This window comes from Polynucleobacter sp. UB-Tiil-W10 (genome assembly GCF_018881605.1).
Classification (GTDB): Bacteria; Pseudomonadota; Gammaproteobacteria; order Burkholderiales; family Burkholderiaceae; genus Polynucleobacter.
In genome coordinates this window covers 1,275,209-1,299,235 of record NZ_JACVPZ010000001.1, presented here as the reverse complement: position 1 = coordinate 1,299,235, position 24,027 = coordinate 1,275,209, and the positions used below count along the sequence as shown (strand labels likewise).

The following is a 24,027-nucleotide window of genomic DNA, read 5'->3' as shown; positions in this document are numbered from 1 at the left end:
CGAGGCAGTAGAGATGAAAAAAGTACTCATTCTTGGTGTTAACGGTTTTATTGGTCACCACCTTTCGAAGCGCATTCTTGAGACGACCGATTGGGATGTCTATGGAATGGATATGCAAAACGATCGTCTTGGTGACTTAGTAAATCACCCGCGTATGCACTTCTTCGAAGGTGATATCACCATCAATAAAGAGTGGGTTGAATATCACATCCGCAAATGCGATGTCATCTTGCCATTGGTTGCCATTGCAACTCCAGCAACCTATGTTCAGCAACCACTTAAAGTATTTGAGCTCGACTTTGAAGCCAATCTTCCAATCGTACGTTCTGCAGTTAAATACAAAAAGCATTTAGTGTTCCCATCCACTTCTGAAGTGTATGGAATGTGTGAAGACGGTGAATTCGATCCTGCTAAATCGAATATGGTTTACGGCCCAATCAACAAACCACGTTGGATTTACGCTTGCTCCAAGCAGTTAATGGACCGCGTCATTTGGGGCTACGGTATGGAAGGTTTGCGCTTTACACTCTTCCGCCCCTTTAACTGGATCGGTCCTGGCTTAGATAGCATCTACACACCAAAAGAAGGTTCTTCCCGAGTGGTGACTCAGTTCTTAGGCCACATTGTTCGCGGCGAAGCCATCAACGTCGTTGATGGTGGCGCTCAAAAGCGTGCCTTTACTTATATAGATGACGGCATCGATGCTTTAATGCGCATCATCGATAACAAAGATGGAATTGCTAACGGCAAGATCTACAACATCGGCAATCCAAAGAACAATCACTCCATTCGCGAACTAGCCAATCAGATGCTGGAAATTGCTCGTAGCATTCCAGAGTATGCAAAGACTGCTAATGCAGTGAAGATTGTAGAAACCACTTCTGGCGCTTACTATGGCGAAGGCTACCAAGACGTGCAAAATCGCGTTCCTGCAATTGATAATACGATGAACGAATTAGGCTGGAAGCCAACTACAACGATGAACGATGCGCTCAAGAATATTTTCGAAGCCTATCGTGAAGATGTTGAAAAAGCTCGCACCTTAGTAGACAAAGAATAAGCAAAAGTAAATCCACAGGTACATGGCTAAGATTGCTCTCAAGGTTGATGTTGATACCTTACGCGGCACCAAAGAAGGCGCGCCAAACCTTGCTCGCACTCTAGAGCGTTTTGGCCTTAAGGCTACCTTTCTCTTTAGTCTTGGACCCGACCATACCGGCTGGGCCTTAAAGCGGGTGTTTCGTCCTGGCTTTCTAAAAAAAGTAAGCCGTACATCTGTTGTAGAGCACTATGGCATTAAGACACTGCTCTACGGCGTGCTCATTCCCGGGCCAGATATCGGCAAGCAAGCTGCTGCTGAAATGCGTGCAATTGACAAATCAGGACACGAAACAGGTATTCATACTTGGGACCACGTTGCTTGGCAAGATGCGGTTCGCAATCAAGATGCGTCATGGACAAAAACGATGATGCAAAAAAGTTGGGATCGTTTTGTAGAAATATTTGGTCATGCGCCTATTACTTATGGCGCCGCTGGCTGGCAAATGAACGAAGCCGCCTTTGAGCAGCTCGATCAATGGGGCATCGCCTACTCTTCGGATGGTAGGTCTGAACCAAACCTCATACCCTACCGTCTTGCCTTAACTTCTGGCAAAGCAAAGCATGTCCAGTACCCAACAACACTACCCACCTTTGACGAACTCATTGGTATCGATGGCGCAGATGAGTTTGGCGCGGTCAAAAAGCTTCTAGAGATCACTCAAAGCAACCCAAACGACCAAGTCTTTACATTGCACGCAGAACTCGAGGGGCAAAAGCTATTGCCCGCGTTCGAGCAGTTATTGGCTGGATGGCTAAACCAAGGTCATGACCTTGTCACGATGGGGGAGCTTCATAAATCCTGGGAGGCCACCAAGCAACTAGATAAAATAGCTGTATTACCGCTGACCTGGGGTGAAATACCAAATCGCAGCGGTGATTTGATCATTCAAAATAACGAATCAGTTCAATAAGACTTCGAGACAATTAATAAACAAAGGATCATCATGACAGTAGCAATTGGTCAACCTATGCCACAGTGCGCGATTCCAGCAACATCTGGATTGACATTTTCTCCTGCGTCCGCAAAAGGCAAAAAACTGGTTCTTTACTTCTATCCTAAAGATATGACTCCGGGATGTACCGCTGAGTCTGGTGAATTTAGAGACAATATTGAAGCATTTACAAAAGCCAATACCCTGGTGGTGGGAGTTTCCCGAGATAACCTCAAGTCACATGACAACTTCCGCAGCAAACTAGAACTTCCATTTGAGCTGGTTGCTGATACCGAAGAAACGCTTTGCCAACTCTTTGGCGTTATGAAGATGAAGAATATGTATGGCAAGCAAGTCCGTGGCGTAGAGCGCAGCACCTTCTTATTTGACTCCTCTGGCAAGCTGGCAAAAGAGTGGCGCGGCCTTAAGGTTCCGGGTCATGTGACAGAGGTGTTACAGGCTGCTCAAGCCACTAGTTAATATTTACAAAAATTTGTTCTAGGGTGCTTGCAAACCCCAAATTTTGGGGTAAAGTGATTCATATGCACCGTAAACGACGGGAAAGTCTGACAATCCGTTTGAATCAGAAACCTGAATATCTCAGATCAGGCGCGGGGAGCAACCCCCTCCGTTTTTCCAGTACTGTTGCAGCCAATTTCGTAATAAACCGTCAACGCACTCCGCTTGGCGGTTTTTTCTTTTAGGAGAGTCCATGCCACTGCCCCCAATCCCCACTCAAATTGCTGATCAAGTGAAACTCAGTCGCAAAGACACTCCCGACTTAAAGAAACGTCCTGCTCAAGCAAAACCGGTGGTAGTGGAAGCCGTTGATTGGACAAATGATGCAGAAGAGGACTTATCTGCAGCAGAGGTTGCTCTCGAAAAGATTAAAGCTGATCATCGCCCTGTTCATCATCAGCGCAATGAGAGTAAAGTGCCGACACCTGCAAAGCCAAAACGGGTGGTTCGCACTGGCCCGCCGAGCCTATTTGTTTTAGATACCAATGTATTGATGCATGATCCAAGCTCGCTATTCCGCTTCTCGGAGCATGATCTGTATCTACCAATGACTACCCTTGAAGAATTGGATAACCATAAAAAGGGGATGACCGAGGTAGCCCGTAACGCCCGTACCGTCAGTCGATCGCTTGACCAACTCATTGCTGGTACTAGCGGCACCTTAGATGAAGGTATCCCGCTGAATAAGTTAGGCAATCAAGATGTGACTGGTCGCTTATTCTTCCAAACTAAGTTCTCTACCCAAGCATTACCTGAAGGCTTGCCTGAAGGTAAAGGTGACAATCTCATTTTGGCAGTTGTTAGTGAACTGCAAAAAACTCGCAAAGGTCAAGAAGTGGTGTTGGTATCAAAAGATATCAACATGCGTATTAAGGCACGCGCGCTGGGATTGCCGGCTGAGGATTACTTCAACGACCAAGTATTAGAAGATCGTGACTTGATGTATGCCGGTGTAATGGCATTGACGGCAGATTTTTGGCCAAAGCATGGCAAGGATATGGAAAGCTGGGCGGACTCAAAGTCTGGCACGATGTTCTACAGGGTAACTGGCCCTGCAGTTCAAAGCATGCTGGTTAATCAATTTGTCTATCAAGAAAATCCAGACGGCTCAACACCTTTCTACGCACAGGTTAGAGAAATCAATGGCAAAACCGCTCTCTTGCAAACCTTGCGTGACTTCTCTCACCAAAAGAACAATGTTTGGAGCGTAACCGCTCGCAATCGTGAGCAAAACTTTGCCATGAACCTCCTGATGAATCCTGACGTGGATTTTGTGACCTTACTTGGTCAAGCGGGAACCGGAAAAACTTTACTAGCCTTAGCTGCAGGTCTTGAGCAGGTTCTGGATAGCAAACGCTATAACGAGATCATTATTACTCGTGCGACAGTTCCAGTGGGCGAAGATATCGGCTTCCTACCGGGCACGGAAGAAGAAAAAATGCAGCCTTGGATGGGTGCATTTGATGACAACCTCGAAGTATTACAACGCAATGAGGATGGTGGGGCTGGTGAGTGGGGTCGCGCTGCCACTCAAGAGCTAATCCGCTCGCGCATTAAAGTAAAGAGCATGAACTTCATGCGCGGCAGAACTTTTGTGAGCAAATTCGTCATCATTGATGAGGCGCAAAACTTAACTCCTAAGCAAATGAAAACCTTGGTTACACGCGCAGGTCCTGGAACCAAAATTATTTGCTTAGGTAACATTGCCCAGATTGATACGCCTTACTTAACTGAGGGATCCTCTGGTCTCACCTATGTAGTAGATCGCTTCAAAGGCTGGCGTCACGGCGGTCATGTCACGTTAGCTCGTGGCGAACGTTCACGTCTTGCGGATCATGCTGCCGACGCACTCTAAGCAAACCCTCTCATGCCGCACTCTCCTGGGGTGCGGCATTTTTATTTGTAGCGTGCTCATCCTCAGCGGATGCAGCACATTCAGCAGTAAATCGAACACCTCGAGGGTTTCTCAATTTAAGCAAGATACCAGTGTTGGTACCGAAGATATCTCCATTGCAGCCGTGGGCTTGGTAGATGTACCTTATCGATACGGCGGAAATACCCCTAAAGGTGGTTTTGATTGCAGCGGGCTAATTGTGTATGTCTATAACAAAGCAGTTGGGGTCAAACTCCCACGAACCATTCAATTAATGAGCAGCAAAGGCAGAAGCATTGAGGATCAACCCCCAGCTCCAGGGGACTTAGTTTTCTTTAATACCACTGGTGAAAAGTATTCCCATGCTGGAATCTATGTTGGCCAAGGAAGATTTGTTCATGCCCCTAGCGCCGGTGGAACCGTCCGCCTCGACTACATCACGGCACCATACTGGGCAGCAAAGTTTACAGAAGCACGTCGTATAGTGCCCTAATAGCTGCTTTAGGACTCATATGACTTTCCCTATATTCACAAGTCAATTTATTTGCTTTAAAGTAGTCCGCTAAGTAGCACTTTCAATCTTGTCCTTACCAAACAGGGGAATAATATGAAGAAAATCATCATTGCTTTAAGTATTGCACTGAGTTTTGCACTTCCAACTTACGCTTTTGCCGATCAAGCAGCCTGCGAAGCTAAAGCACTGAGCAAAGATGGTAAGCCGCTCTATGGTGCAGCCAAGGATGCCTCAATTAAGAAATGTATGGGCGGCGCAAAGGTCGATGATTGCGAAGCTAAAGCAGTAAGCAAGGACGGTAAGCCTTTGTATGGCGCTGCTAAAGCTGCCTCCATTAAGAAATGTGAAGGCGGTAAATAAGCTTTATCAATTCAGCTTAATTGCCGTATAAAAAAAGCCTCACAGTGTGAGGCTTTTTCTTTGGGCAATTTGTTTTCTTATTTGGATTTAAAAAGGCTCGTATCCACCAGAAGAGTAACCGACAGAACCCATCGCTAAGTTATCAAACTTAGTATATGGACCTTGCCAGCTTACCCGAATAGTTCCAATTGGGCCATTACGCTGCTTGCCGATGATGATCTCAGCTATACCTTTATCAGTAGTGGTATCTGGGTGATAAACCTCATCACGATAGATGAACATAATTAAGTCTGCATCTTGCTCAATAGCGCCTGACTCACGCAAGTCTGACATGATTGGACGCTTATTAGGTCTCTGCTCAAGGCCACGATTTAACTGTGAGAGCGCAACGACTGGGCACTGCAATTCTTTTGCGAGTGATTTGAGTGATCGTGAGATTTCTGAAATCTCAGTGGCACGGTTTTCAGAACCGGAACCACTCATCAACTGCAAGTAATCAATTACCACTAATCCGAGCGTGCCGCCAAAGTTTCTGGCAATACGACGTGCACGTGCACGCAATTCTAAGCTTGATAAAGAGCCAGTCTCATCAATTAAAATTTGGGTATTACTTAAACGCGCAATCGCATCGGTAACGCGCGGCCACTCATCGTCTTGCAGCTTACCGGTACGCATGCGACTTTGATCTACGCGCCCAACTGAACCAAGCAAACGTGCGGCCAATTGCTCACCAGACATTTCCATAGAAAATATAACGACTGGCAAGCCTTCGGCTAAAGCTACGTTTTCAGCAATGTTCAGTGCCATCGCCGTTTTTCCCATCGACGGTCTTCCGGCAATAATCACTAAGTCCCCTTTTTGCAAGCCACTAGTTTGCCTATCTAAATCTATGAAGCCAGTCGCAATGCCAGTAATGTCGCTACCGCCTTGACGGTTATAGAGCTCATCAATCCGGGCAACAACAGCCTTCAGCAAGGGCTCAATCTCAAGATAGTCAGCCTTGCGGCTACCTTCTTCACCAATCTGAAGAATGCGTGACTCGGCCTCATCCAACAAGGTTCTAACAGTACGACCCTCTGGAACGAACGCTGAATTGACAATGCTATCTGAAACTTCGATCAAGCGACGCAAAATACTGCGGTCACGAACAATATCGGCATAGCCTTTTATGTTCGCCGCACTTGGGGTGTTTTGCGCCAAAGAATTCAGGTAATCAATGCCAACTAAATCACCACCCTGCTCAGATTTAATTGCATCATGAACAGTAATGACGTCAGCAGGATGATTGTCGCCAACCAAACGAGCAATTGCTTTGTAGATCAAAGCATGTTCGGGACGATAGAAATCTTTATCATTTAATACTCCACCTAGGTTATCCCAAGAGGAGTTGTCGATCAGTAGACCGCCGAGCAATGATTGCTCGGCTTCTACAGAATGCGGTGGAACTTTTAAGGCCTGCACGACTGCATCCCCAGAACCCATCATGCCGGGATTCAGCGTAACGGAACGTGAACGGGATTCAGCCATGAGGCTAGCGAAGTTCCTAAAGCCTAAGTTTTACTTAAGCTTGCTCGCCAACTACACGAATAGTGATATCTGCAACTACGTCGGTATGAACAGCAACCGCTACAGGATGATCACCAACCATTTTCAATGGACCAGTAGGCAAGCGAACTGAGGACTTCTCAATTGTGAAGCCTTTAGCTTTCAAAGCATCAGCGATGTCATGATTGGTTACAGAACCAAACAAACGACCGTCAACACCCGCCTTTTGACCGATTTCGAGAACCAAGTCCTTGAGCTTTGCGCCTACTGCTTCAGCAGCAGCCAATTTCTCAGCAGCTAATTTTTCCAACTCAGCACGACGAACTGCAAAATCAGCAATTGCTGCTTCAGTTGCACGACGCGCTTTGCGTTGTGGGATTAAAAAGTTACGAGCGAAACCGTCTTTAACGCGAACTACGTCGCCAAGGTTGCCCAGGTTAGTTACTTTTTCTAAAAGAATGATTTGCATTGAGGGCTCCCAATTATTTCTTATGTTGATCTGAGAATGGCAATAAAGCCAAATAACGAGCACGCTTGATAGCAGTGTCTAACTGACGCTGATACTTTGCTTTTGTGCCTGTCAAACGAGCAGGAGTGATCTTGGCGTTCTCGCCAATGAAGTCCTTCAATGTATCTACATCTTTGTAATCAATCTGTTCTACGCCAGCAACAGTGAAACGGCAATAACGCTTACGCTTGAACAATGGGTTCTGAGCTGGTTTCTTTTTGAAATCGGGTTTCTTTCCAAACGCCATGATGATTTCCTCTTTAATTTTTCAATTGAATATGGGTAATATGGAAAACAAGTCTTTGATTACGTAGAGTCTTGGGTGCTAAGAATCCCTCAAACACTGCCTCAGTTCCTAAATCCATTCTCTCCAAATCCTTTTGTATCGGACCGATTGTGATGGCTTCAACGTTCATCTGAATTTTCCTTGCCACTCCTACCTCGTTTGCTTGTCCGCTATGTTCTAGCTGGCAATGCATCACCGGTATTCCTGCTGGTGTAAATCGAATCGCGTCTTTAGATACCAAGATTGCAGTTAGGGTGAAATGATTCAACGCCGCTCCGCTTCTCTGATACGTTTTCTAGTCTTTGTATTCCTCTTCAAATTTCTAACTTAGGCTGCCGCTACAGGAGCGTCGGCTTGAGCTGATTTGCGTGCTTCTTCACGTTGCACTTCTTTCATCATGATGGAAGGCTCTGTTTCAGCTTTCTTAGTCTTGATGATCAGGTGACGCAAAACAGCATCGTTAAATTTGAACGCATGCTCAAGCTCTTCCAGAGTTTTCTGGTCACACTCAATGTTCATGCAAACGTAATGGGCTTTAGCAAGCTTGTCGATCATGTAAGCCATCTGACGACGACCCCAATCTTCCATACGATGAATTTTGCCGCCCGCAGCCGCTAATGTAGCTTTGTAACGATCGATCATCGCTGGCACTTGCTCGCTTTGGTCCGGGTGGACGATAAAGACGATTTCATAATGACGCATCTAACACTCCTTAAGGATGAAGTCACCTGGGCGTCTTGCTAAGTTCTGATGGTTGTGAACTCAGCGCCAGTGTGACAAGGTAGTAACAAATTGTAGGTACTGCTTACAACACTTTTACAGCCGCTTTTCAGCGCTTACCGAATTACAGGCAAGACCGCTATTCTAGCAAAAAAATCCTGCCAAGTCAGGGATTTACCTGCTGCCTGAGCCTGTTTTTCTGCATTTAGAGACAGTTGAAGCGCAATTCTGGCCCTGGGGGCGGTTAGGCTGCCTGAAGCCAGGCACCCTGCAATGTCCTTTTCCGGTAAATCGGACAGTGTTTCACCTGCGCCAGTTCTGGTAGTTCTGACCAGGGCAATCCCATGTTTGACCGCCGCAACCAGAGAATCCTTCCAAGCATCATGAAATCCCCCCATCCCAGATCCAGCCAGGACTAACCCCTTGACCTTGGAGCTTAGCCAATGAGTAATGGTTTCGGAGCGAGCACCTGCATGGCTGGTCAATATTTCCACCCAAGGCCACTCATTCTCCTTCGGGATTGGCAAATCTTCAGCCCAAAGTGCTTGAACCGCCTTAACGCCTGATAGCCAGGATGGATTTATCAAGCCAACCGAACTGCTGGGAGAGGCTTGGATGGGCGCATTCAGGGCGCTACCGTGGCGTTTTGCCAAATCCATAGCCAGGCATCCCCTGCCATCCATGACGGCATAAATACCTCCAGGGCAGTCATCAATCGGAGCAGAAGCCCAGCGGATAGCATCAAGCAAGTTTGATGGGCCATCTGCCTTAGGCGCATTAGACGGCAACATAGCGCCAGTCAAGATCACTCTTTTGCCTAAATTTTGAGCATATTTTCCACAAGTAAGCTGTAAAAAGATCCCAGTTTCTTCAATTGTGTCGGTTCCGTGAGTGACCACTATCCCTTTAACCAAGGTATTAGCAAGGGCCTCCTTCACAGCCTCACCCAATATGCTCAATAAAGGCTCTGTGAGATTTCGGCTATTGATATTGGCAACCTGCCTTGAAACCAGCTTGATGTTCTCGGGAACGGCAGATTCAATGTGAGCCAATAATGAAGCAACTTGGACTTGGCCGGCTTCGTATTGCAAAGGATTGTCGGCTGGCTTCATTGCCAAACCAGCAATCGTGCCACCCATGCCTAAAACCAAGATGTGGGGTGAATTTTCAGGGGCGTTTTGTTGTGAGCTCATACCTTGATTATCCCCCCTTAAATAGCTTGATCTATCAAATACTGCTGTATACAATCCCAGTATGGACATAAACACAGTCGATTTTCCGGAGGAGCTGACTGCCCTCCCCAAGCTCACTCCACGTCAGAATGAGATTTTGGAGTTGATTACCAAGGCCATCGATGAGAGCGGTCTGCCGCCCACCCGCGCTGAGATTGCTACACAGCTGGGATTTGCCTCTGCCAATGCAGCGGAAGAACATCTTCGAGCATTAGCAAAAAAGGGATACATCGAATTAACACCTGGCACTTCACGCGGCATTCGAATTCCACAAAGATTTAATCAATCCCACAACAGCAATAAATATCGCCAGTTGTCCTTGCCATCAGGCGCGTTACAACAACTCACACTGCCATTAATTGGGCGTGTTGCTGCGGGCTCACCAATCATGGCAGTGGAGCATATTGAGAAACATGTTCCGATTGATCCAAGTTTATTTAGCAAGGGTGCCGATTACTTATTAAAAGTAAAAGGGATGAGCATGCGCGATGCGGGTATTTTGGATGGTGACTATTTGGCAGTGAGAAAAACAACTGAAGTTCGCAATGGTGACATCGTAGTTGCTCGCCTAGATGACGAAGTCACAGTAAAACGTTGGCAACAGAAGAAAACGGCTAATGGTATGGTCATTGAACTTCAAGCAGAGAACCCAGACTTCAAAAATATCTTGGTCGATGATCGTCAACCCAACTTTGCCATTGAAGGTCAAGCAGTTGGCCTCATCCGGGCTGAAGGCCTGTAAGCTATAGACCCCCAAAGCAAAAGGCCTCTTATTAGAGGCCTTTTTTATTTACCGCGTTACTTCATCTCATTACTTGCGAGTTGGAGCAAGCACATTTGCATTCTTTGGCGATGAGGTAATGATGATGATGGATTTAGGTCCACCCAATGAACCGTCAACCACTTCAATCGTCGCCGTCCTATCGTTTTTTGTAAACACCAAGATGCTAGTTTTAGCTTTAACCGCAGTCACAGTCGTCCAACCACCTTTAGGATATTCAGATTGGAAAAATGCATAGACATCTGTTGCACCTTGAAGTGCATTCACAACCGCCCTACCAACCCATTCATTACCGCGACCAATAATGATGGAATCAGCGCCATTCAAACGCGCGCCTTGTGGCAACAACATATCACCCAATAACTGCGTTTGAACTTCCTGAATCTCTTGTGGAGATCCGGAGGGAGAATCACCAGAACTTGCGCACGCGCCCAACAGTGCTGCTAAAAACAATGCAAGGGTGCTGACTTTCAGAGTTTGGATTGTGATCATGTATGTTCTAGTTGATTAAGGTGGTTGATACTTTTTACTTCCATTAGTTAAAAGTATTTTAGGTGATGCACCTATTTCGTCAAGACAAATTACTGGAGGCGCGTGAGGGAATCGAACCCCCGTACGAAGCTTTGCAGGCTCCTGCCTAACCACTCGGCCAACGCGCCATACTCTTGAATCAAAAATGGGAAGCTTTTGAGGGCTTCCCATCGAACTTGGAGCGGGAAAGGAGGTTCGAACTCCCGACCTATACCTTGGCAAGGTATCGCTCTACCAGCTGAGCTATTCCCGCATAACAGGGCGATAGTTTAACAAACAATCTCCAAGAAAGCATTATTCCTTACAAAACCTCAGAGGCAAGGGAATTAAATTACCCAATAAGTCTTAACTGGCTGGGCTTTATGACGCTTAGTCGATTTTTCCAGCGATCTGCGGCAAGGCCTTTTTCATGTAATAGAACATCGACCAAAGCGTTAAAAATGAAGCAATCCAAATTAACCAGGTGCCTACTTGTGCGCAATTTAGCCAGCCAAATAAGGTGTCATTTAGCAGTAAAAATGGAATGGCTACTAGCTGGGCAGTTGTTTTGAGTTTGCCAACCATGTGAACTGCCACGCTTTTTCCCGCACCCAATAACGCCATCCACTCTCTCAAGGCAGAGATTGTGATCTCACGACCAATAATAATGAGCGCAACCCAAACCTGTACGCGGTCCATATTTAATAAAACTAATAATGCAGCAGCAACAATGAGCTTGTCTGCGACAGGATCTAAAAACTGTCCAAATGCAGATTCTTGTTTTAGGCGACGTGCTAGAAAACCATCCAACCAATCCGTAATAGCAGCGGAGATGAAGATGATTGCTGCAATTAGATTCTTATCAAACGGGGTGAGCCAGGCACTGGGAAGATAAAAGACTGCTACCAAAAGCGGTATGGCTGCAACGCGCAACCAGGTCAGGGCAATTGGTAAATTGAATGGCATTGGATAAGCATAAACCAAGAACGGTCAATGCTCCTAGTGGAGCTGGCGATATATCTGCTCAGCAAGCGTTAAAGAGACGCCTTCTACACTTGCGATTTCCTCAATACTGGCATTGGCAACACCTTTTAGCCCGCCAAAACGAGCCAGTAACTTTTGACGACGCTTGGCACCGATTCCCTCAATCTCCTCTAATCGTGAAATCGTTCTTGCCTTGGCGCGCTTAGCACGCATGCCTGTAATAGCAAAGCGATGAGCCTCATCTCGTATCTGGGCTACCAACAATAAGGCCGCACTATCAATACCGAGCTCAAGGGCTGGTCGACCGTTAGCAAAGATCAAGGTTTCTAGACCCACCTTGCGCCCCTCACCCTTCGCCACACCAACAATCAATCCGACATCCATTCCAAACTCGGTCAATACTTGACGAGCCATCTCTACTTGACCTTTGCCGCCATCAATCAAAATCACCTGCGGTATTTTTTCTAGAGGCAGTTCTTGAAAATTAGCGTAACGTCTATGCAGCACTTGTCGCATGGCGGCATAGTCATCACCTGGAGTAATGCCATTAATATTGAAACGTCGATACTCGCTCGATTGCATGGCATTGTTTGCGTAGACCACACAAGATGCTTGCGTTGCTTCACCAGAGGTGTGACTAATATCAAAACATTCAATTCTTAACTGCTCAAGACTTTCTAATTCAAGACTTAAGACATCGGCCAATGCACGCGCTCTCGCCAACTGTCCACCAGTCTCAACTAAACGCTTAGTCAAAGCAATTTTGGCATTACCTTCTGCCATCGCAAGCCAGTGACGCCTTTGCCCTTGAGGCTGATGCAAAAAGGTAATTTTTCTACCAGCTTGTGCATTGAGTAATTCATGCAAATCTTCAGGTGGGGATTCATTCAACTGAGTAAGATCATCGCTAGCTGATTGCAGGGCATGATTTAAAACCAATACCGGCGGAATTAAGTTTGCAGTTGTCTCATCAACATGCTCTTCCAAATAATGCTGCGCAATAAAGGCCTCTAAAATTTCTGTGGGGGGCGGCAGCTCGCCTGAGGTAGTCCGCAATCCCTTAGGGAAATAAGCCCTATCCCCCAAGTGACGTCCACCACGTACCATTGCCAGATTGACACAAACCATACCTTCCATTTGCGCAACGGCGATGATGTCTACATCACCCTCACCCTCCGCCACTGTATCCATTGCTTGCTGCTGCAAAACACTTGATAGGTCTGCGATGCGATCGCGCATCACTGCCGCCATCTCAAACTCCATCGACTCGCTATGCTTGTGCATTTCTTTTTCAAGCTCTGATAACACTTGACTATGATCGCCCTTTAAAAAACGGGTTGCTTGAGCAACATCTTGCCCATACTGTTCAACGCTCAGACGGCCAACACAAGGGGCGCTACAACGATGAATCTGATGCAAGAGACAAGGACGACTGCGATTCTTGAAAACAGAATCTTCACAAGTTCTCAGACGAAATACCTTCTGAAGGATCTGCACACTATTACGCACCGCCCAGCTATTGGGGAATGGTCCAAAGTAATGGTTACGCTTGTCCACCTTGCCGCGATAAGAAGCCAATCTTGGAAACTGATGCCCCGTCAACATGACATAGGGATATGACTTATCGTCTCTAAATAAAATATTGAATGGCGGAGCTAACTCTTTAATGAGATTGTTCTCTAGAATGAGGGCTTCAGTTTCAGTCCGTGTTACCGTAGTCTCATAGCGAGCAATTTTGCTCACCATCAGCTCAATACGCGGTGATAACTGAGTGCGCTGAAAATAACTAGAGACACGCTTTTTAAGGTTACGAGCTTTGCCCACATACAGAATATGTCCCGCTTCATCAAAAAAGCGATATACCCCCGGCAATCCGGGTAGCCGTTTAACATCCTGCTGAAGGGTTTCGAAAAGCGATTTACTCATGCGTTGGGATATTTTCTGCCAAATCGTTGATAACTATGGTGATGCCGGTGTTTGCTGGCGTCTAGCCCGAAGCTTATCAAGCATTCATGGGCAAGAGGTCCGTATTTTTTGCGATGACCTACCAACCCTCAATTTACTCGCTTCTGGGGTGGAACAATCCATTAAACAAAGAATTGACCTCCAGCCATGGGAATCCAGTCACACCAATGCTCGGCACCCAGTGCAAATGCCAGATGTTGTGATTGAAGCTTTTGGTTGCGAATTACCTGAGCGCTATTTGGCCGGCCTCTTTATCGCACCTATCAAACCTATCATTGTGAACTTAGAGTATTTAAGTGCGGAACCTTGGGTGGCTGAGTTTCATGGCAAGGCCTCACCCCAGTCACACGGTATTCCGAAGTATTTTTTCTTTCCTGGCTTTCAAGATGAGGTGGGCGGACTATTGCTTGACCCCATCCCAGCAGAAGGTCATCTCGTGGAAGAAAAAATTCCTAAAGATCTGAAAGCTACCTGGTCTCAGTTACGACAGGACGCAAAGCGGATCAGTGTTTTTTGCTACCCAGGAGCTCCTCTCAAAAAATGGCTGGCTAACTTAGCTAGCCTTGGCGAGAATGTCGACGTCCTACTTGCTCATGGTCATGCTGAACAATTAAACCTTTACGGTGAGCAACCAATCTCGTTGCCAGCGAATCTGCAATTGCTATCCATACCATTTATTTCACAGGATGAATATGACTGGGTGCTATCACAATGCGACTTTAATATTGTGCGCGGAGAAGATTCTTTTGTGCGAGCTCAGCTTGCTGGCAAACCATTTATTTGGCATATCTATCCGCAAGAAGATCGTGCCCATGAAGTGAAATTAGCCGCTTTTCTGGACTTGTATCTTGAAGAAGTTAGCCAAGAATTAAGGCTGGCTACGATTGCCGCCATGACCTGGGCAATGCCCAGCGAATGGTTTGGAGACTTAAGCCGTTGGAAAGCACATGCCAAGCAGTGGCGGGCTCATTTACTCGAAAAACAAGCCGATGGTGGCTTGCCAGCGCGTTTAATCCACTTTGTCGCCTAATCCCAAGCAATAAAGGCTTGCGGGCGGTTACAATCTTGTTTTTGATAAAAACTGCAGAAAAATAGCTCTGCCCCCAGGAACAGCAAGATGAAAACAGCACAAGAACTCCGCGTTGGTAACGTAGTAATGATCGGCACTGATGCCATGGTCGTTTTAAAAGCCGAATACAGCCGCTCTGGCCGCAACTCCTCTGTTGTGAAAATGAAATTCAAAAACTTGTTAACCGGCGCACCGAACGAAGGTGTTTTTAAGGCTGATGACAAGTTTGATGTTGTGATCCTCGACAAGAAAGAATGTACTTATTCTTATTTCGCCGATCCTATGTATGTATTTATGGATACAGAATACAACCAGTATGAAGTTGAAGCGGAGTTCATGGGCGATGCATTGAACTACCTCGAAGAAAGTATGCCTTGTGAAGTAGTGTTCTACGAAGGTAAAGCACTCTCTGTTGCAATGCCAAACTCGTTAGTTCGTGAAATTATTTACACAGAACCAGCAGTGAAAGGCGATACCAGCTCAGGCAAGGTTTTGAAGAACGCAAAATTGGCAACCGGCTATGAATTGCAAGTTCCTTTGTTCTGCAACACTGGCGACAAGATCGAGATCGATACTCGTACTGGTGAATATCGTAGCCGCGCTAACTAATTAGCCTGCTACAAACGTAAAAAGCCCGGCATTGCTGGGCTTTTTTATTTTCAGACTACCCTTCATAATATCCAAACCATGAACAATGACATTTCCCCAAAAATTGCCAAACTTGATCTTGCCGATCTACCGCAGTTAATCGACTGCGTGCGTAGCTGTTATGGTGAAAGCTACCCCAACACAGCGATGTATGACATTGAACTATTAGAAGAAATTGTCGAGAACAAGTTAATGCATTCAGTCATTGCAAAACTAGACAACGGCCAAATCATCGGACATTGTGCCCTGACTTTTGATGGAGTACACAATGTATCTCCAGAGGCCGGCAAGATGATGGTTGATCCCAATTTCAGGGGGCATCAAATTGCCGAAATCATGGCTAAAAAACGTATTGAGATTGCACAAGAGCTATCTTTACCTGGATTTTGGACAGAGTGCGTTACAAACCATCCTTATAGCCAACATGAAATGATTGCGTTCAACGCCAAAGAGACTGGTTTATTTATTGGGGACATACCACCAACCATCTCCATGAAAGGCCTAGAAAATCATCCGGATACTCGGATGTCATTGTTGGCTTTTTATCTGCCACTTAACGATCGCCCACACACTATTTATATGCCGCCTCAACATGCGGAACACGCTAAATCACTGGCTCTTGATTTAAATCTGCCACGCAATATTGTGAGCACTAATATAGCTGCGAGCGGGAAAACAACTTTTCATACCGTGATTAATTCCAGCATTCAAACTGCAAATATTGCTATTGATCGTATTGGTAGTGACTTAGTCGCTGCAGTGATGCATGAGCTCAGAGAGCTGGAGGCTCTCAATCTTGCTTCCATCTATTTAGATATCCCAATAGAGCAAGAGACAGCAGCGCATGCCTATCTTGAACTTGAAAGTATTGGATTTTTCTGGGGATCTTGGATGCCCAATTTTTCAACGAAGGGCGATTCACTAAGACTACAGAAAATTTATCAGTCCGTAGACGTAGAAACGATTGTCTGCGCAAGACCACAAGGGTATGACATTAAAAAGTTTGTTCTCTCCGAATGGGCGAGAGTTTCAAAGAATTAATCAGGCCCTACTGAATTAAATTCAACTCTTGCAGCAAGCCCTTGGCATGCTGGTATTCAGACTCGCTTTGAAGCGCATCCCATGAGCTTGCAGAAGCAGTAGGCATGAGGCGATTTAATCGGGTTGCTGACTCCACCTGTTTGGCTTTTGTTACTTTTAACTTAGAAAGCAACTGATCTGCAAGATCTGGACGATTGCAGATTAATACTGCATCACATCCAGCATCTAAAGCCATTTCAGCGCCCTTCACGACTGATCCTGCTACGCTGGCACCCTCCATGGATAGGTCGTCACTAAAAATCACGCCCTCAAAACCCAATTCTTGACGCAGAATGGAATGAAGCCAAATCTTTGAAAATCCTGCGGGGTTCTTATCTACCTTTGGATAGATCACGTGCGCTGGCATTACCGAAGCCAAACTGAGATCTAACCACTCATAGGGCTTGGCATCATCGCTCAAGATTTCTTTTAAAGAACGCTCATCCACTGGAATGGCTACATGAGAATCTGCCTCAGCCCAACCATGCCCAGGAAAGTGTTTACCGCAGTTCGCCATACCAGCTAAGCGCAAACCTTCATTTAGGCTTTTTGCTAAAGCAAAGACAATTTGTGGATCACGACTAAAAGACCTATCTCCAATGACACCACTACGACCAAAATCCAAGTCAAGAACCGGGGTAAAACTGAAGTCAACGCCACAGGCACGCAACTCAGATGCGAGCACATAACCACAAGCAGTTGCTGCAGCCATCGCAATAGCAGCGGATTCGGCTGGGTGATTCGATATATTCTTTGCGCCCCAGAGCTCGCCAAGCTTACGCATTGCGGGTAGGTGAGTAAAACCATCGGACTTGGCGCGCTGCACTCTTCCGCCCTCATGATCAATAGATATAAGGACATCGGGACGCAGCTTCTTAATAGCGGCCGTTAATTTGGTGAGCTGCTGACGATTAGTAAAGTTTCGACCAAACAAAATCACGCCACCTGTAAGTGGATGCAAAATACGCCGACGATCCTCAGCATTTAATTCAAGACCAACCACATCTAAAGTAACTGGTCCCGGGCTCATGATCGCTTTACTCATTTCTTCCTCTTTGTAAATTCTTTATTTCTTACTTTTACTTTTGAGTGACAATTACGTGTGCAATTGCCATATCCTGTTCATCGCTTACCGTCACGTGAGCTTCCCAATTTCTCTCTTGCATAAATTGAGCTAATGCCCCGAGGTAGCTAGTTATCGGCTTGCCACTGGGCTCATTTAAGGTTTGGAGTGAGCGCCAAGTCATCGGCATTCTCATGCCAAGCCCAATCGCTTTTGAAAAAGCCTCTTTGGCTGCAAAACGGGTGGCTAAGAACGCAATGCCTCGTTTATGATTTCTGGAAAGGCGATGCTTGAATACCAGCATTTCATCGGGACCAAGTATTTTCTCAGCTAAGCGACCGTTGGTGCGATTGTAAGCTGCTTGTAAGCGCTCAATCTGCAGAATGTCAGTGCCGATACCGATGATCATTTTTTATTTAAATGGCTGTTTACTGTAGTTAATTCTTAAGAGTTTTCTCTACCCTGAATCATTAAGGATTTCATATCAGTGATTGCTTTTTGCCAACCCTTAAATAAAGCCTCAGCAACAATGGCATGACCAATATTAAGCTCAGATAATTCAGTAATGGCGGCAATTGGCTTGACATTACCTTCGTGTAAACCATGGCCAGCATTGACCCTCAGGCCAATACTTTTTCCAAATATGGCGGCTTTACGAATACGCTCTAATTCGGATACTTGAGCAGCACCAGATAAATCAGCATAACGACCGGTATGCAACTCCACTACTGTTGCGCCAACCTCTTTAGCTGCCTGAATTTGTTTCTCTTCAGGATCAATAAAGAGGGATACTCGAATACCAGCATCTTGCAATTGTTTCGTGGCTGATTTTACGGCCTCAAAGTGACCCGTTACATCTAAACCGCCCTCGGTTGTGACTTCTTCGCGCTTCTCGGGAACAAGGCAGACATCATGTGGTTTTACCTTGCAAGCAATGTTGATCATTTCTGGAGTGACTGCGCATTCAAGATTCATGCGGGTTTTAATGAGTGGACGCAAAGCCAATAAATCCGCATCTTTAATGTGACGACGATCTTCCCGTAAATGTAAGGTGATGAGATCTGCGCCTGCTTCCTCAGCCAAAACTGCCGCTTTTAGCGGATCGGGATACACCGTGCCACGCGCATTACGCAAAGTGGCGACGTGATCAATATTAATACCCAGTTCAAGGGCTAGGTGGCTGTTCATTGATATAGATTACTAGATTTTCTTCAAATCAATCAAAATCTGGCGGGTAGTTAATACCTGATCTTGCAAATGCAAGCCCAGCAGAAAACGCATTAATTGCTTACTCTCCAAAAGAGTCTCTGGATCAGAAAAATCTCCTACCGCAATCGATAAAAGGGATTTACCCGTCAGAACAGGCCAATGCCCTGGATCATCCACTTGAACAGGACGTACCCCACGCTCTGGTTGGTATATGTACTGTTCTTGAGCTAGCGGTGCTTCATTAGTTTCGACGCAACGGTCCAAGGCGGCTGCGTAACCCGTTTCTTGTAGGAGGGATAACTCAAATGGCCTCAGAATTTCCTCTAACCCTTTAGATTCAAACTCAAGATTGGAAAGAGCATTAATTGTCTCGGCGTAGCGATCGTAAAGCTTTTCATAATCATCTTCGCGCGCTAAAAACTTTACAAGTAACTCGTTAAGATAAAAACCACATAGCAAAGCATCTCCCGCCAAGGAAGGCATGCCGCCTACCCACTCCGACTTTGTTAAGGTGCGCAGCTCGGATTTACCACTCCAAGAAACCAGAAGCGGCTGGAAACGCTGCAAGACAGGTCTTAAGGTTGAGTGCGGGCGTTTTGCACCCTTAGCAATCAAAGCCATACGACCATATTGCCGAGTAAAAACATCCAGAATTAAGCTGGTTTCTTTATAGGGAATACTGTGCAATACAAAAGCAGGTTCGTCAGCAACACGAATCGAGGCCATAGAAATTTATTCCAGACCTTGCGCCCGCAATTCAGCGCGATCATCTGCCCAGCCTCGCTTGACCTTAACCCAAGTCTCCAAAAAGACTTTGCCGTCAAAGAGCTTTTCCATATCAATGCGGGCATCAGTCGAAATCTTCTTGAGGCGCTCACCCTTTTGCCCAATGATCATCGCCTTATGACTATCGCGATCCACCAAAATGGTTGCCGCAATGCGACGCATCTTGCCATCCATTTTGAACTGATCAATTACAACTGTGCTGGTATATGGCAACTCTTCACCAGTAAAGCGGAATACCTTTTCACGCAGGATCTCGGCAGCTAAAAAACGCTCACTGCGATCGGTGATGGTATCGCCATCATAGACAGCTTCCGCTTCAGGCAGATAACCTTCAAGCACATCGAGCAATCTTTCGATATCACTAGGACTCTTTGCACTCATCGGTACGATTTCAGCGAACTCGCATTTCTGATCCTCGTGGCCACCTAATTCACACCAAGGGCGAGCCATCTCTTTAATGAAGCTGAGCAAAGCCTGATCACGTTCAGATGGGGTCTGAAAACGACTATTAAATAGATCCAATTTGTTCAGAACCAAAACAACAGGCAAGTCATCTGGCAGCAACTTCAATACCTTCTTGTCGTCTTCCCCAAAGTAACCAGCCTCGACTACAAAGCAAGCGACATTCACATCTTGCAGAGCCGTAGTTACAGTTCGATTAAGCGCTTTATTCAGCGTATTTAGTAAACGCGTCTGAAAGCCAGGGGTATCAATAAAAATGAATTGCGCTTCTTCACGATTCTGAATACCCAGAATGCGATGCCGTGTAGTTTGCGCCTTACGAGAGGTAATACTGATCTTCTGCCCGACCAAAGCATTGAGAAGTGTTGATTTACCCATATTAGGACGCCCAACAATGGCGATGGTGCCGCATCTAAACACGATTAGCCCTTCAGCTTAAGATTGAACTGCTCTTCGGTCACTTCCTTTTTGGCTGCCTTCTTTTTAGCCGACCGAGTCTTCTTGGGTTTACGAGATTCCTGCGGCAATGCCTTGAGCATGGCAATTAAAGCTAGCTTTGCCGCCGCTTGCTCAGCAGCGCGACGTGATGCGCCCTCACCTTTAACCGCTACCTTATGACTTGGGATCAGGCACTCAACCTCAAACTGCTGGTTATGCGCAGCCCCTGTAGTGCCGGTAACGTTATAGGTTGGTAATGGCAATTGATAGCCTTGTAAGCATTCTTGCAATAACGTTTTATCGTCTTTACCCAAAGTTTTGGGATCCACATGGGCCAAGATAATGGAATACAGCTTACGTAAGCTTGCCTTAGCGGCCTCAAAACCACCGTCCATAAAGATGGCGCCAGTTACTGCCTCTAAGGTATCAGCAAGGATTGAGGGGCGACGGAAGCCGCCGCTCTTCAACTCACCTTCGCCTAAACGTAAGTAATCTGACAAAGATAAAGTTTGGGCAATTTCGTATAAAGCTTGTTGCTTGACTAAGTTGGCACGCACACGAGAGAGATCACCCTCATCTAAGTCTGAATAACGCTCATAAAGCATTTCAGCAACGACGCAATTCAGAATAGAGTCGCCCAAAAACTCAAGTCGCTCATTATTTTTTTTACTATGGCTACGATGAGTCAAGGCTTGATTCAATAGCTCAGGCTTCTTAAAGGTGTAGCCGAGGCGCTCTTGCAGCGGTCCAGTTTCGATAACGGCGCGCGCATTCATGATGTTTACTCGAATCCGCCTATACGGCCAAGATTACCTAGGTTTAACCAAACGAAGAAGGCCCTGCCCACAATATTTTTATCTGGCACAAAACCCCAATAGCGAGAATCTAGACTGTTGTCTCGGTTGTCGCCCATTGCAAAATAATGACCCGCTGGCACCTTGCAAGTCACACCAGCCTGTTGATACTGACAAAACTCGGAACCTGGGAAGCGCTCGGTTGGAAATACAGCAGATGGACGATCGGGATCATTCAGGATCTCATGACGATTACCGCCCAGGTCTGCTGGAAAGGTTTCTGTGAAGCGCTTAGCGTAGCGCATATTCTCAGGGTCAAGATAAGACTCGCCGCCACTGTACTGCAATGGCTGACCATTGATCGTCAGGCGTTTATTTTCATAAGTGATTTCATCGCCTGGCAATCCCACTATACGTTTAATGTAATCAACTGACTCATCACGTGGATAACGAAATACCACAACATCACCTCGCTTAGGCGAACCTAAGTCGACTACTTTTTGATTAATCACTGGCAAACGAATTCCGTAGGTAAATTTATTTACCAAAATAAAATCACCAATTTGCAAAGTCGGAATCATGGAGCCAGATGGGATCTTGAAAGGCTCAGCAATAAAGGAGCGCAACACAAATACAGCGCAAATGACTGGAAAGAAACCTGCCGTGTACTCAAGCCATAAAGGCATACGGTCGTTGCCAGCCAAACGTCTTTGCGGAGCAAAGTGTAATTTGTCAGCAACCCAAGCGATTCCAGAAACAATCACCAAGATAAAGAGGACTAAAGCAAAGTTCATTAATCCTCCACCTGCAGAATAGCCAAGAAGGCCTCTTGTGGTATCTCTACGTTACCTACTTGCTTCATACGCTTCTTGCCTTCTTTTTGCTTCTCTAATAGTTTGCGCTTACGAGAGATGTCACCACCATAGCATTTAGCCAATACATTTTTACGCAAAGCTTTGACGTTTTCACGCGCAACGATGTTACTTCCGATTGCGGCCTGAATAGCCACATCAAACATTTGACGTGGAATAATCCCGCGCATCTTAGCGACTACTTCACGCCCGCGATGTTGACTATTACTACGGTGAACAATCACGGAGAGAGCATCAACCCGTTCGCTATTGATGAGGATATCAACCTTGACCACATCTGCCGGACGATATTCCTTGAACTCATAATCCATCGAGGCATAGCCACGTGAGATGGATTTCATTTTGTCGAAAAAGTCCAAAACAATCTCTGCCATCGGCAATTCATAGGTGAGCTTGACCTGACGACCCAGGTAATTCATATCCATCTGAATACCGCGCTTACCAACGCATAAGGTAATCATCGCCCCCACGTACTCTTGCGGCATGTATAAATTAACCGTCACAATCGGCTCAAGAATGGTATTGATCTTGCTGGCCTCAGGCATCTTCGACGGGTTATCCACCATCATGAGTGTGCCGTCGGATTGTTCTACTTGATACACCACCGTTGGAGCGGTCGTGATGAGATTCATGCCGTACTGGCGCTCTAAACGCTCTTGTACGATCTCCATGTGGAGTAAGCCCAAGAATCCACAACGGAATCCAAAACCTAAAGCCTGCGATACCTCTGGCTCATACAAGAGTGAAGCATCATTTAACTTGAGCTTTTCAAGAGACTCGCGCAACTGATCATATTCACTTGCTTCTACTGGGTATAAGCCAGCAAAGACCTGAGGCTTGACCTCTTTGAAACCAGGAAGCGGTTCAGAAGCAGGGATTCTACCTTGCTGACCAGGAGTGTGTGTAACGGTGTCTCCCACCTTGGCTGCTTTTAACTCTTTAATACCAGCAATCACAAAGCCCACTTGACCTGCGGATAACTCTGGACGGTCCACCGACTTCGGACTAAACACGCCTACATGCTCGACTAAATGGCTTGAGCCATTTGCCATTAAGGTAATTTTTTCTTTTGGTTTTAAGGTGCCATTTACAACACGCACCAACATGACAACGCCTACGTAATTGTCAAACCAAGAGTCAATAATCAAGGCCTGCAATGGATCTGTTGCATTCCCCTTTGGCGGAGGCACTCTTGCAATCATTTCCTCGATTACATCCGCCACACCCAAACCTGTTTTAGCTGAGCATGTGACAGCCTCGGATGCATCAATACCAATGACGTCTTCAATTTCTTTTTTAGCGCGCTCAGGATCAGCTTGGGGTAAGTCAATCTTATTGAGCACAGGCACAACCTCAACGCCCAACTCCAGAGCCATGTAACAGTTCGCAACCGTTTGTGCTTCAACACCTTGACTGGCATCCACCACCAACAATGCGCCTTCACAAGCGGACAATGAACGACTTACCTCGTAAGAGAAGTCGACGTGACCCGGGGTATCAATGAGATTGATGTTGTAAATCTTGCCGTCTTTAGCTTTGTAATTTAAAGCTGCGGTTTGCGCTTTAATGGTGATGCCGCGCTCACGCTCAATATCCATTGAGTCAAGGACTTGGGCTTCCATTTCGCGATCGGAAAGACCGCCGCAGAGTTGAATGATGCGATCAGCAAGCGTCGATTTACCGTGATCGATATGGGCGATGATAGAAAAATTGCGGATTAAATCCATAGCGTCTTAATTGGTCATTCAAAAAACGCCTTGTCAGAACGCACCACAA

The 24,027-nt window shown here is 46.1% G+C and carries 27 protein-coding genes and 2 tRNA genes; 10 read left to right on the top strand and 19 right to left on the bottom strand.

From position 1 onward, the window contains the following. Positions 1 to 13 precede the first annotated feature (13 nt). The 6 genes from ICN33_RS06735 (at position 14) to ICN33_RS06710 (ending at position 5,299) form a co-directional block, all read left to right on the top strand. On the top strand, positions 14 to 1,060 hold the full coding sequence (locus ICN33_RS06735; protein WP_216195609.1) for a bifunctional UDP-4-keto-pentose/UDP-xylose synthase: 1,047 nt from the start codon (positions 14 to 16) through the stop codon (positions 1,058 to 1,060). A 22-nt stretch (positions 1,061 to 1,082) separates the two neighbouring features. Beyond that, a complete protein-coding gene (locus ICN33_RS06730) occupies positions 1,083 to 2,012 on the top strand; it encodes a polysaccharide deacetylase family protein (protein WP_216195606.1) in 930 nt (309 codons plus the stop codon). A 33-nt stretch (positions 2,013 to 2,045) separates the two neighbouring features. Continuing rightward, on the top strand, positions 2,046 to 2,513 hold the full coding sequence (locus ICN33_RS06725) for a peroxiredoxin (protein WP_216195604.1): 468 nt from the start codon (positions 2,046 to 2,048) through the stop codon (positions 2,511 to 2,513). 232 nt (positions 2,514 to 2,745) lie between these two features. After that, the gene (locus tag ICN33_RS06720) at positions 2,746 to 4,407 is read left to right on the top strand and encodes a PhoH family protein (RefSeq protein WP_216195602.1); all 1,662 of its coding nucleotides are present in this window, start codon (positions 2,746 to 2,748) and stop codon (positions 4,405 to 4,407) included. Beyond that, positions 4,388 to 4,918, top strand: a complete 531-nt coding sequence (locus tag ICN33_RS06715; protein ID WP_216195599.1) for a C40 family peptidase — start codon at positions 4,388 to 4,390, stop codon at positions 4,916 to 4,918. The genes ICN33_RS06720 and ICN33_RS06715 overlap by 20 nt, the downstream gene beginning before the upstream one ends. 114 nt (positions 4,919 to 5,032) lie before the next feature. Further along, a complete protein-coding gene (locus ICN33_RS06710) occupies positions 5,033 to 5,299 on the top strand; it encodes a hypothetical protein (RefSeq protein WP_216195596.1) in 267 nt (88 codons plus the stop codon). Between the two features lie 87 nt (positions 5,300 to 5,386). On the opposite strand, the gene dnaB is transcribed toward ICN33_RS06710, so the two are convergent. From dnaB to ICN33_RS06680, 6 genes are all read right to left on the bottom strand, one after another. Further along, complete coding sequence (dnaB, locus tag ICN33_RS06705) at positions 5,387 to 6,826, bottom strand: replicative DNA helicase (RefSeq protein WP_370623231.1); 1,440 nt, start codon at positions 6,824 to 6,826, stop codon at positions 5,387 to 5,389. Positions 6,827 to 6,860: 34 nt separating this feature from the next. Then, positions 6,861 to 7,313 carry a 50S ribosomal protein L9 gene (rplI, locus tag ICN33_RS06700; protein WP_216195593.1) on the bottom strand — a complete coding sequence of 151 codons (453 nt, stop codon included), beginning with the start codon at positions 7,311 to 7,313 and terminating at the stop codon, positions 6,861 to 6,863. 13 nt (positions 7,314 to 7,326) lie between these two features. Further along, a complete protein-coding gene (gene rpsR, locus ICN33_RS06695; RefSeq protein ID WP_011902267.1) occupies positions 7,327 to 7,599 on the bottom strand; it encodes a 30S ribosomal protein S18 in 273 nt (90 codons plus the stop codon). 13 nt (positions 7,600 to 7,612) lie between these two features. After that, on the bottom strand, positions 7,613 to 7,906 hold the full coding sequence (gene priB / locus ICN33_RS06690) for a primosomal replication protein N (protein WP_072583120.1): 294 nt from the start codon (positions 7,904 to 7,906) through the stop codon (positions 7,613 to 7,615). Between the two features lie 59 nt (positions 7,907 to 7,965). Further along, positions 7,966 to 8,340 carry a 30S ribosomal protein S6 gene (gene rpsF, locus ICN33_RS06685; RefSeq protein WP_215361101.1) on the bottom strand — a complete coding sequence of 125 codons (375 nt, stop codon included), beginning with the start codon at positions 8,338 to 8,340 and terminating at the stop codon, positions 7,966 to 7,968. A 134-nt stretch (positions 8,341 to 8,474) separates the two neighbouring features. Next, a complete protein-coding gene (locus ICN33_RS06680; RefSeq protein ID WP_216195591.1) occupies positions 8,475 to 9,551 on the bottom strand; it encodes an asparaginase in 1,077 nt (358 codons plus the stop codon). Between the two features lie 61 nt (positions 9,552 to 9,612). Between ICN33_RS06680 and lexA the strand changes: the two genes are divergently transcribed. Further along, on the top strand, positions 9,613 to 10,332 hold the full coding sequence (gene lexA / locus ICN33_RS06675) for a transcriptional repressor LexA (protein WP_216151775.1): 720 nt from the start codon (positions 9,613 to 9,615) through the stop codon (positions 10,330 to 10,332). A 69-nt stretch (positions 10,333 to 10,401) separates the two neighbouring features. On the opposite strand, the gene ICN33_RS06670 is transcribed toward lexA, so the two are convergent. From ICN33_RS06670 to uvrC, 5 genes are all read right to left on the bottom strand, one after another. Next, positions 10,402 to 10,863, bottom strand: coding sequence for a hypothetical protein (locus tag ICN33_RS06670; protein ID WP_216195589.1), 462 nt, complete (start codon positions 10,861 to 10,863; stop codon positions 10,402 to 10,404). Positions 10,864 to 10,956: 93 nt separating this feature from the next. Then, positions 10,957 to 11,030, bottom strand: a tRNA-Cys gene (locus ICN33_RS06665). Positions 11,031 to 11,079: 49 nt separating this feature from the next. Then, a tRNA-Gly gene (locus tag ICN33_RS06660) sits at positions 11,080 to 11,155 on the bottom strand. A 116-nt stretch (positions 11,156 to 11,271) separates the two neighbouring features. After that, a complete protein-coding gene (gene pgsA / locus ICN33_RS06655; protein ID WP_216195585.1) occupies positions 11,272 to 11,847 on the bottom strand; it encodes a CDP-diacylglycerol--glycerol-3-phosphate 3-phosphatidyltransferase in 576 nt (191 codons plus the stop codon). A gap of 33 nt (positions 11,848 to 11,880) precedes the next feature. Continuing rightward, entirely contained in the window at positions 11,881 to 13,791 is a 1,911-nt protein-coding gene (gene uvrC, locus ICN33_RS06650; RefSeq protein WP_216195583.1) for an excinuclease ABC subunit UvrC, read from the bottom strand. Between uvrC and earP the strand changes: the two genes are divergently transcribed. The 3 genes from earP (at position 13,790) to ICN33_RS06635 (ending at position 16,588) form a co-directional block, all read left to right on the top strand. Beyond that, positions 13,790 to 14,860 (top strand): elongation factor P maturation arginine rhamnosyltransferase EarP, encoded by a 1,071-nt coding sequence (gene earP, locus ICN33_RS06645; RefSeq protein WP_216195580.1) that lies wholly within the window; start codon positions 13,790 to 13,792, stop codon positions 14,858 to 14,860. The genes uvrC and earP overlap by 2 nt on opposite strands. A gap of 87 nt (positions 14,861 to 14,947) precedes the next feature. Beyond that, positions 14,948 to 15,508: an elongation factor P gene (efp, locus tag ICN33_RS06640; RefSeq protein ID WP_011902258.1), complete on the top strand. Its 561-nt coding sequence runs from the start codon at positions 14,948 to 14,950 to the stop codon at positions 15,506 to 15,508. A 78-nt stretch (positions 15,509 to 15,586) separates the two neighbouring features. Next, a complete protein-coding gene (locus tag ICN33_RS06635; protein WP_216195578.1) occupies positions 15,587 to 16,588 on the top strand; it encodes a GNAT family N-acetyltransferase in 1,002 nt (333 codons plus the stop codon). A gap of 7 nt (positions 16,589 to 16,595) precedes the next feature. Here the strand turns inward: ICN33_RS06635 and nagZ are convergent, their stop codons facing one another. From nagZ to lepA, 8 genes are read right to left on the bottom strand one after another with little or no spacing between them, the layout of a single operon-like run. Next, on the bottom strand, positions 16,596 to 17,672 hold the full coding sequence (gene nagZ / locus ICN33_RS06630; RefSeq protein WP_216195577.1) for a beta-N-acetylhexosaminidase: 1,077 nt from the start codon (positions 17,670 to 17,672) through the stop codon (positions 16,596 to 16,598). A gap of 34 nt (positions 17,673 to 17,706) precedes the next feature. Next, positions 17,707 to 18,099, bottom strand: coding sequence for a holo-ACP synthase (gene acpS, locus ICN33_RS06625; protein WP_216195574.1), 393 nt, complete (start codon positions 18,097 to 18,099; stop codon positions 17,707 to 17,709). 35 nt (positions 18,100 to 18,134) lie between these two features. Next, positions 18,135 to 18,878: a pyridoxine 5'-phosphate synthase gene (gene pdxJ / locus ICN33_RS06620; protein WP_216195572.1), complete on the bottom strand. Its 744-nt coding sequence runs from the start codon at positions 18,876 to 18,878 to the stop codon at positions 18,135 to 18,137. Positions 18,879 to 18,890: 12 nt separating this feature from the next. Further along, complete coding sequence (gene recO / locus ICN33_RS06615) at positions 18,891 to 19,625, bottom strand: DNA repair protein RecO (protein ID WP_216195570.1); 735 nt, start codon at positions 19,623 to 19,625, stop codon at positions 18,891 to 18,893. Between the two features lie 6 nt (positions 19,626 to 19,631). After that, positions 19,632 to 20,525, bottom strand: coding sequence for a GTPase Era (gene era / locus ICN33_RS06610; protein ID WP_216859651.1), 894 nt, complete (start codon positions 20,523 to 20,525; stop codon positions 19,632 to 19,634). A 44-nt stretch (positions 20,526 to 20,569) separates the two neighbouring features. Further along, positions 20,570 to 21,361: a ribonuclease III gene (rnc, locus tag ICN33_RS06605; protein WP_216151765.1), complete on the bottom strand. Its 792-nt coding sequence runs from the start codon at positions 21,359 to 21,361 to the stop codon at positions 20,570 to 20,572. A 5-nt stretch (positions 21,362 to 21,366) separates the two neighbouring features. After that, entirely contained in the window at positions 21,367 to 22,173 is an 807-nt protein-coding gene (gene lepB / locus ICN33_RS06600; protein WP_216195566.1) for a signal peptidase I, read from the bottom strand. Further along, a complete protein-coding gene (gene lepA, locus ICN33_RS06595) occupies positions 22,173 to 23,978 on the bottom strand; it encodes a translation elongation factor 4 (protein WP_216195564.1) in 1,806 nt (601 codons plus the stop codon). The genes lepB and lepA overlap by 1 nt, the downstream gene beginning before the upstream one ends. Between the last annotated feature and the right edge of the window lie 49 nt (positions 23,979 to 24,027).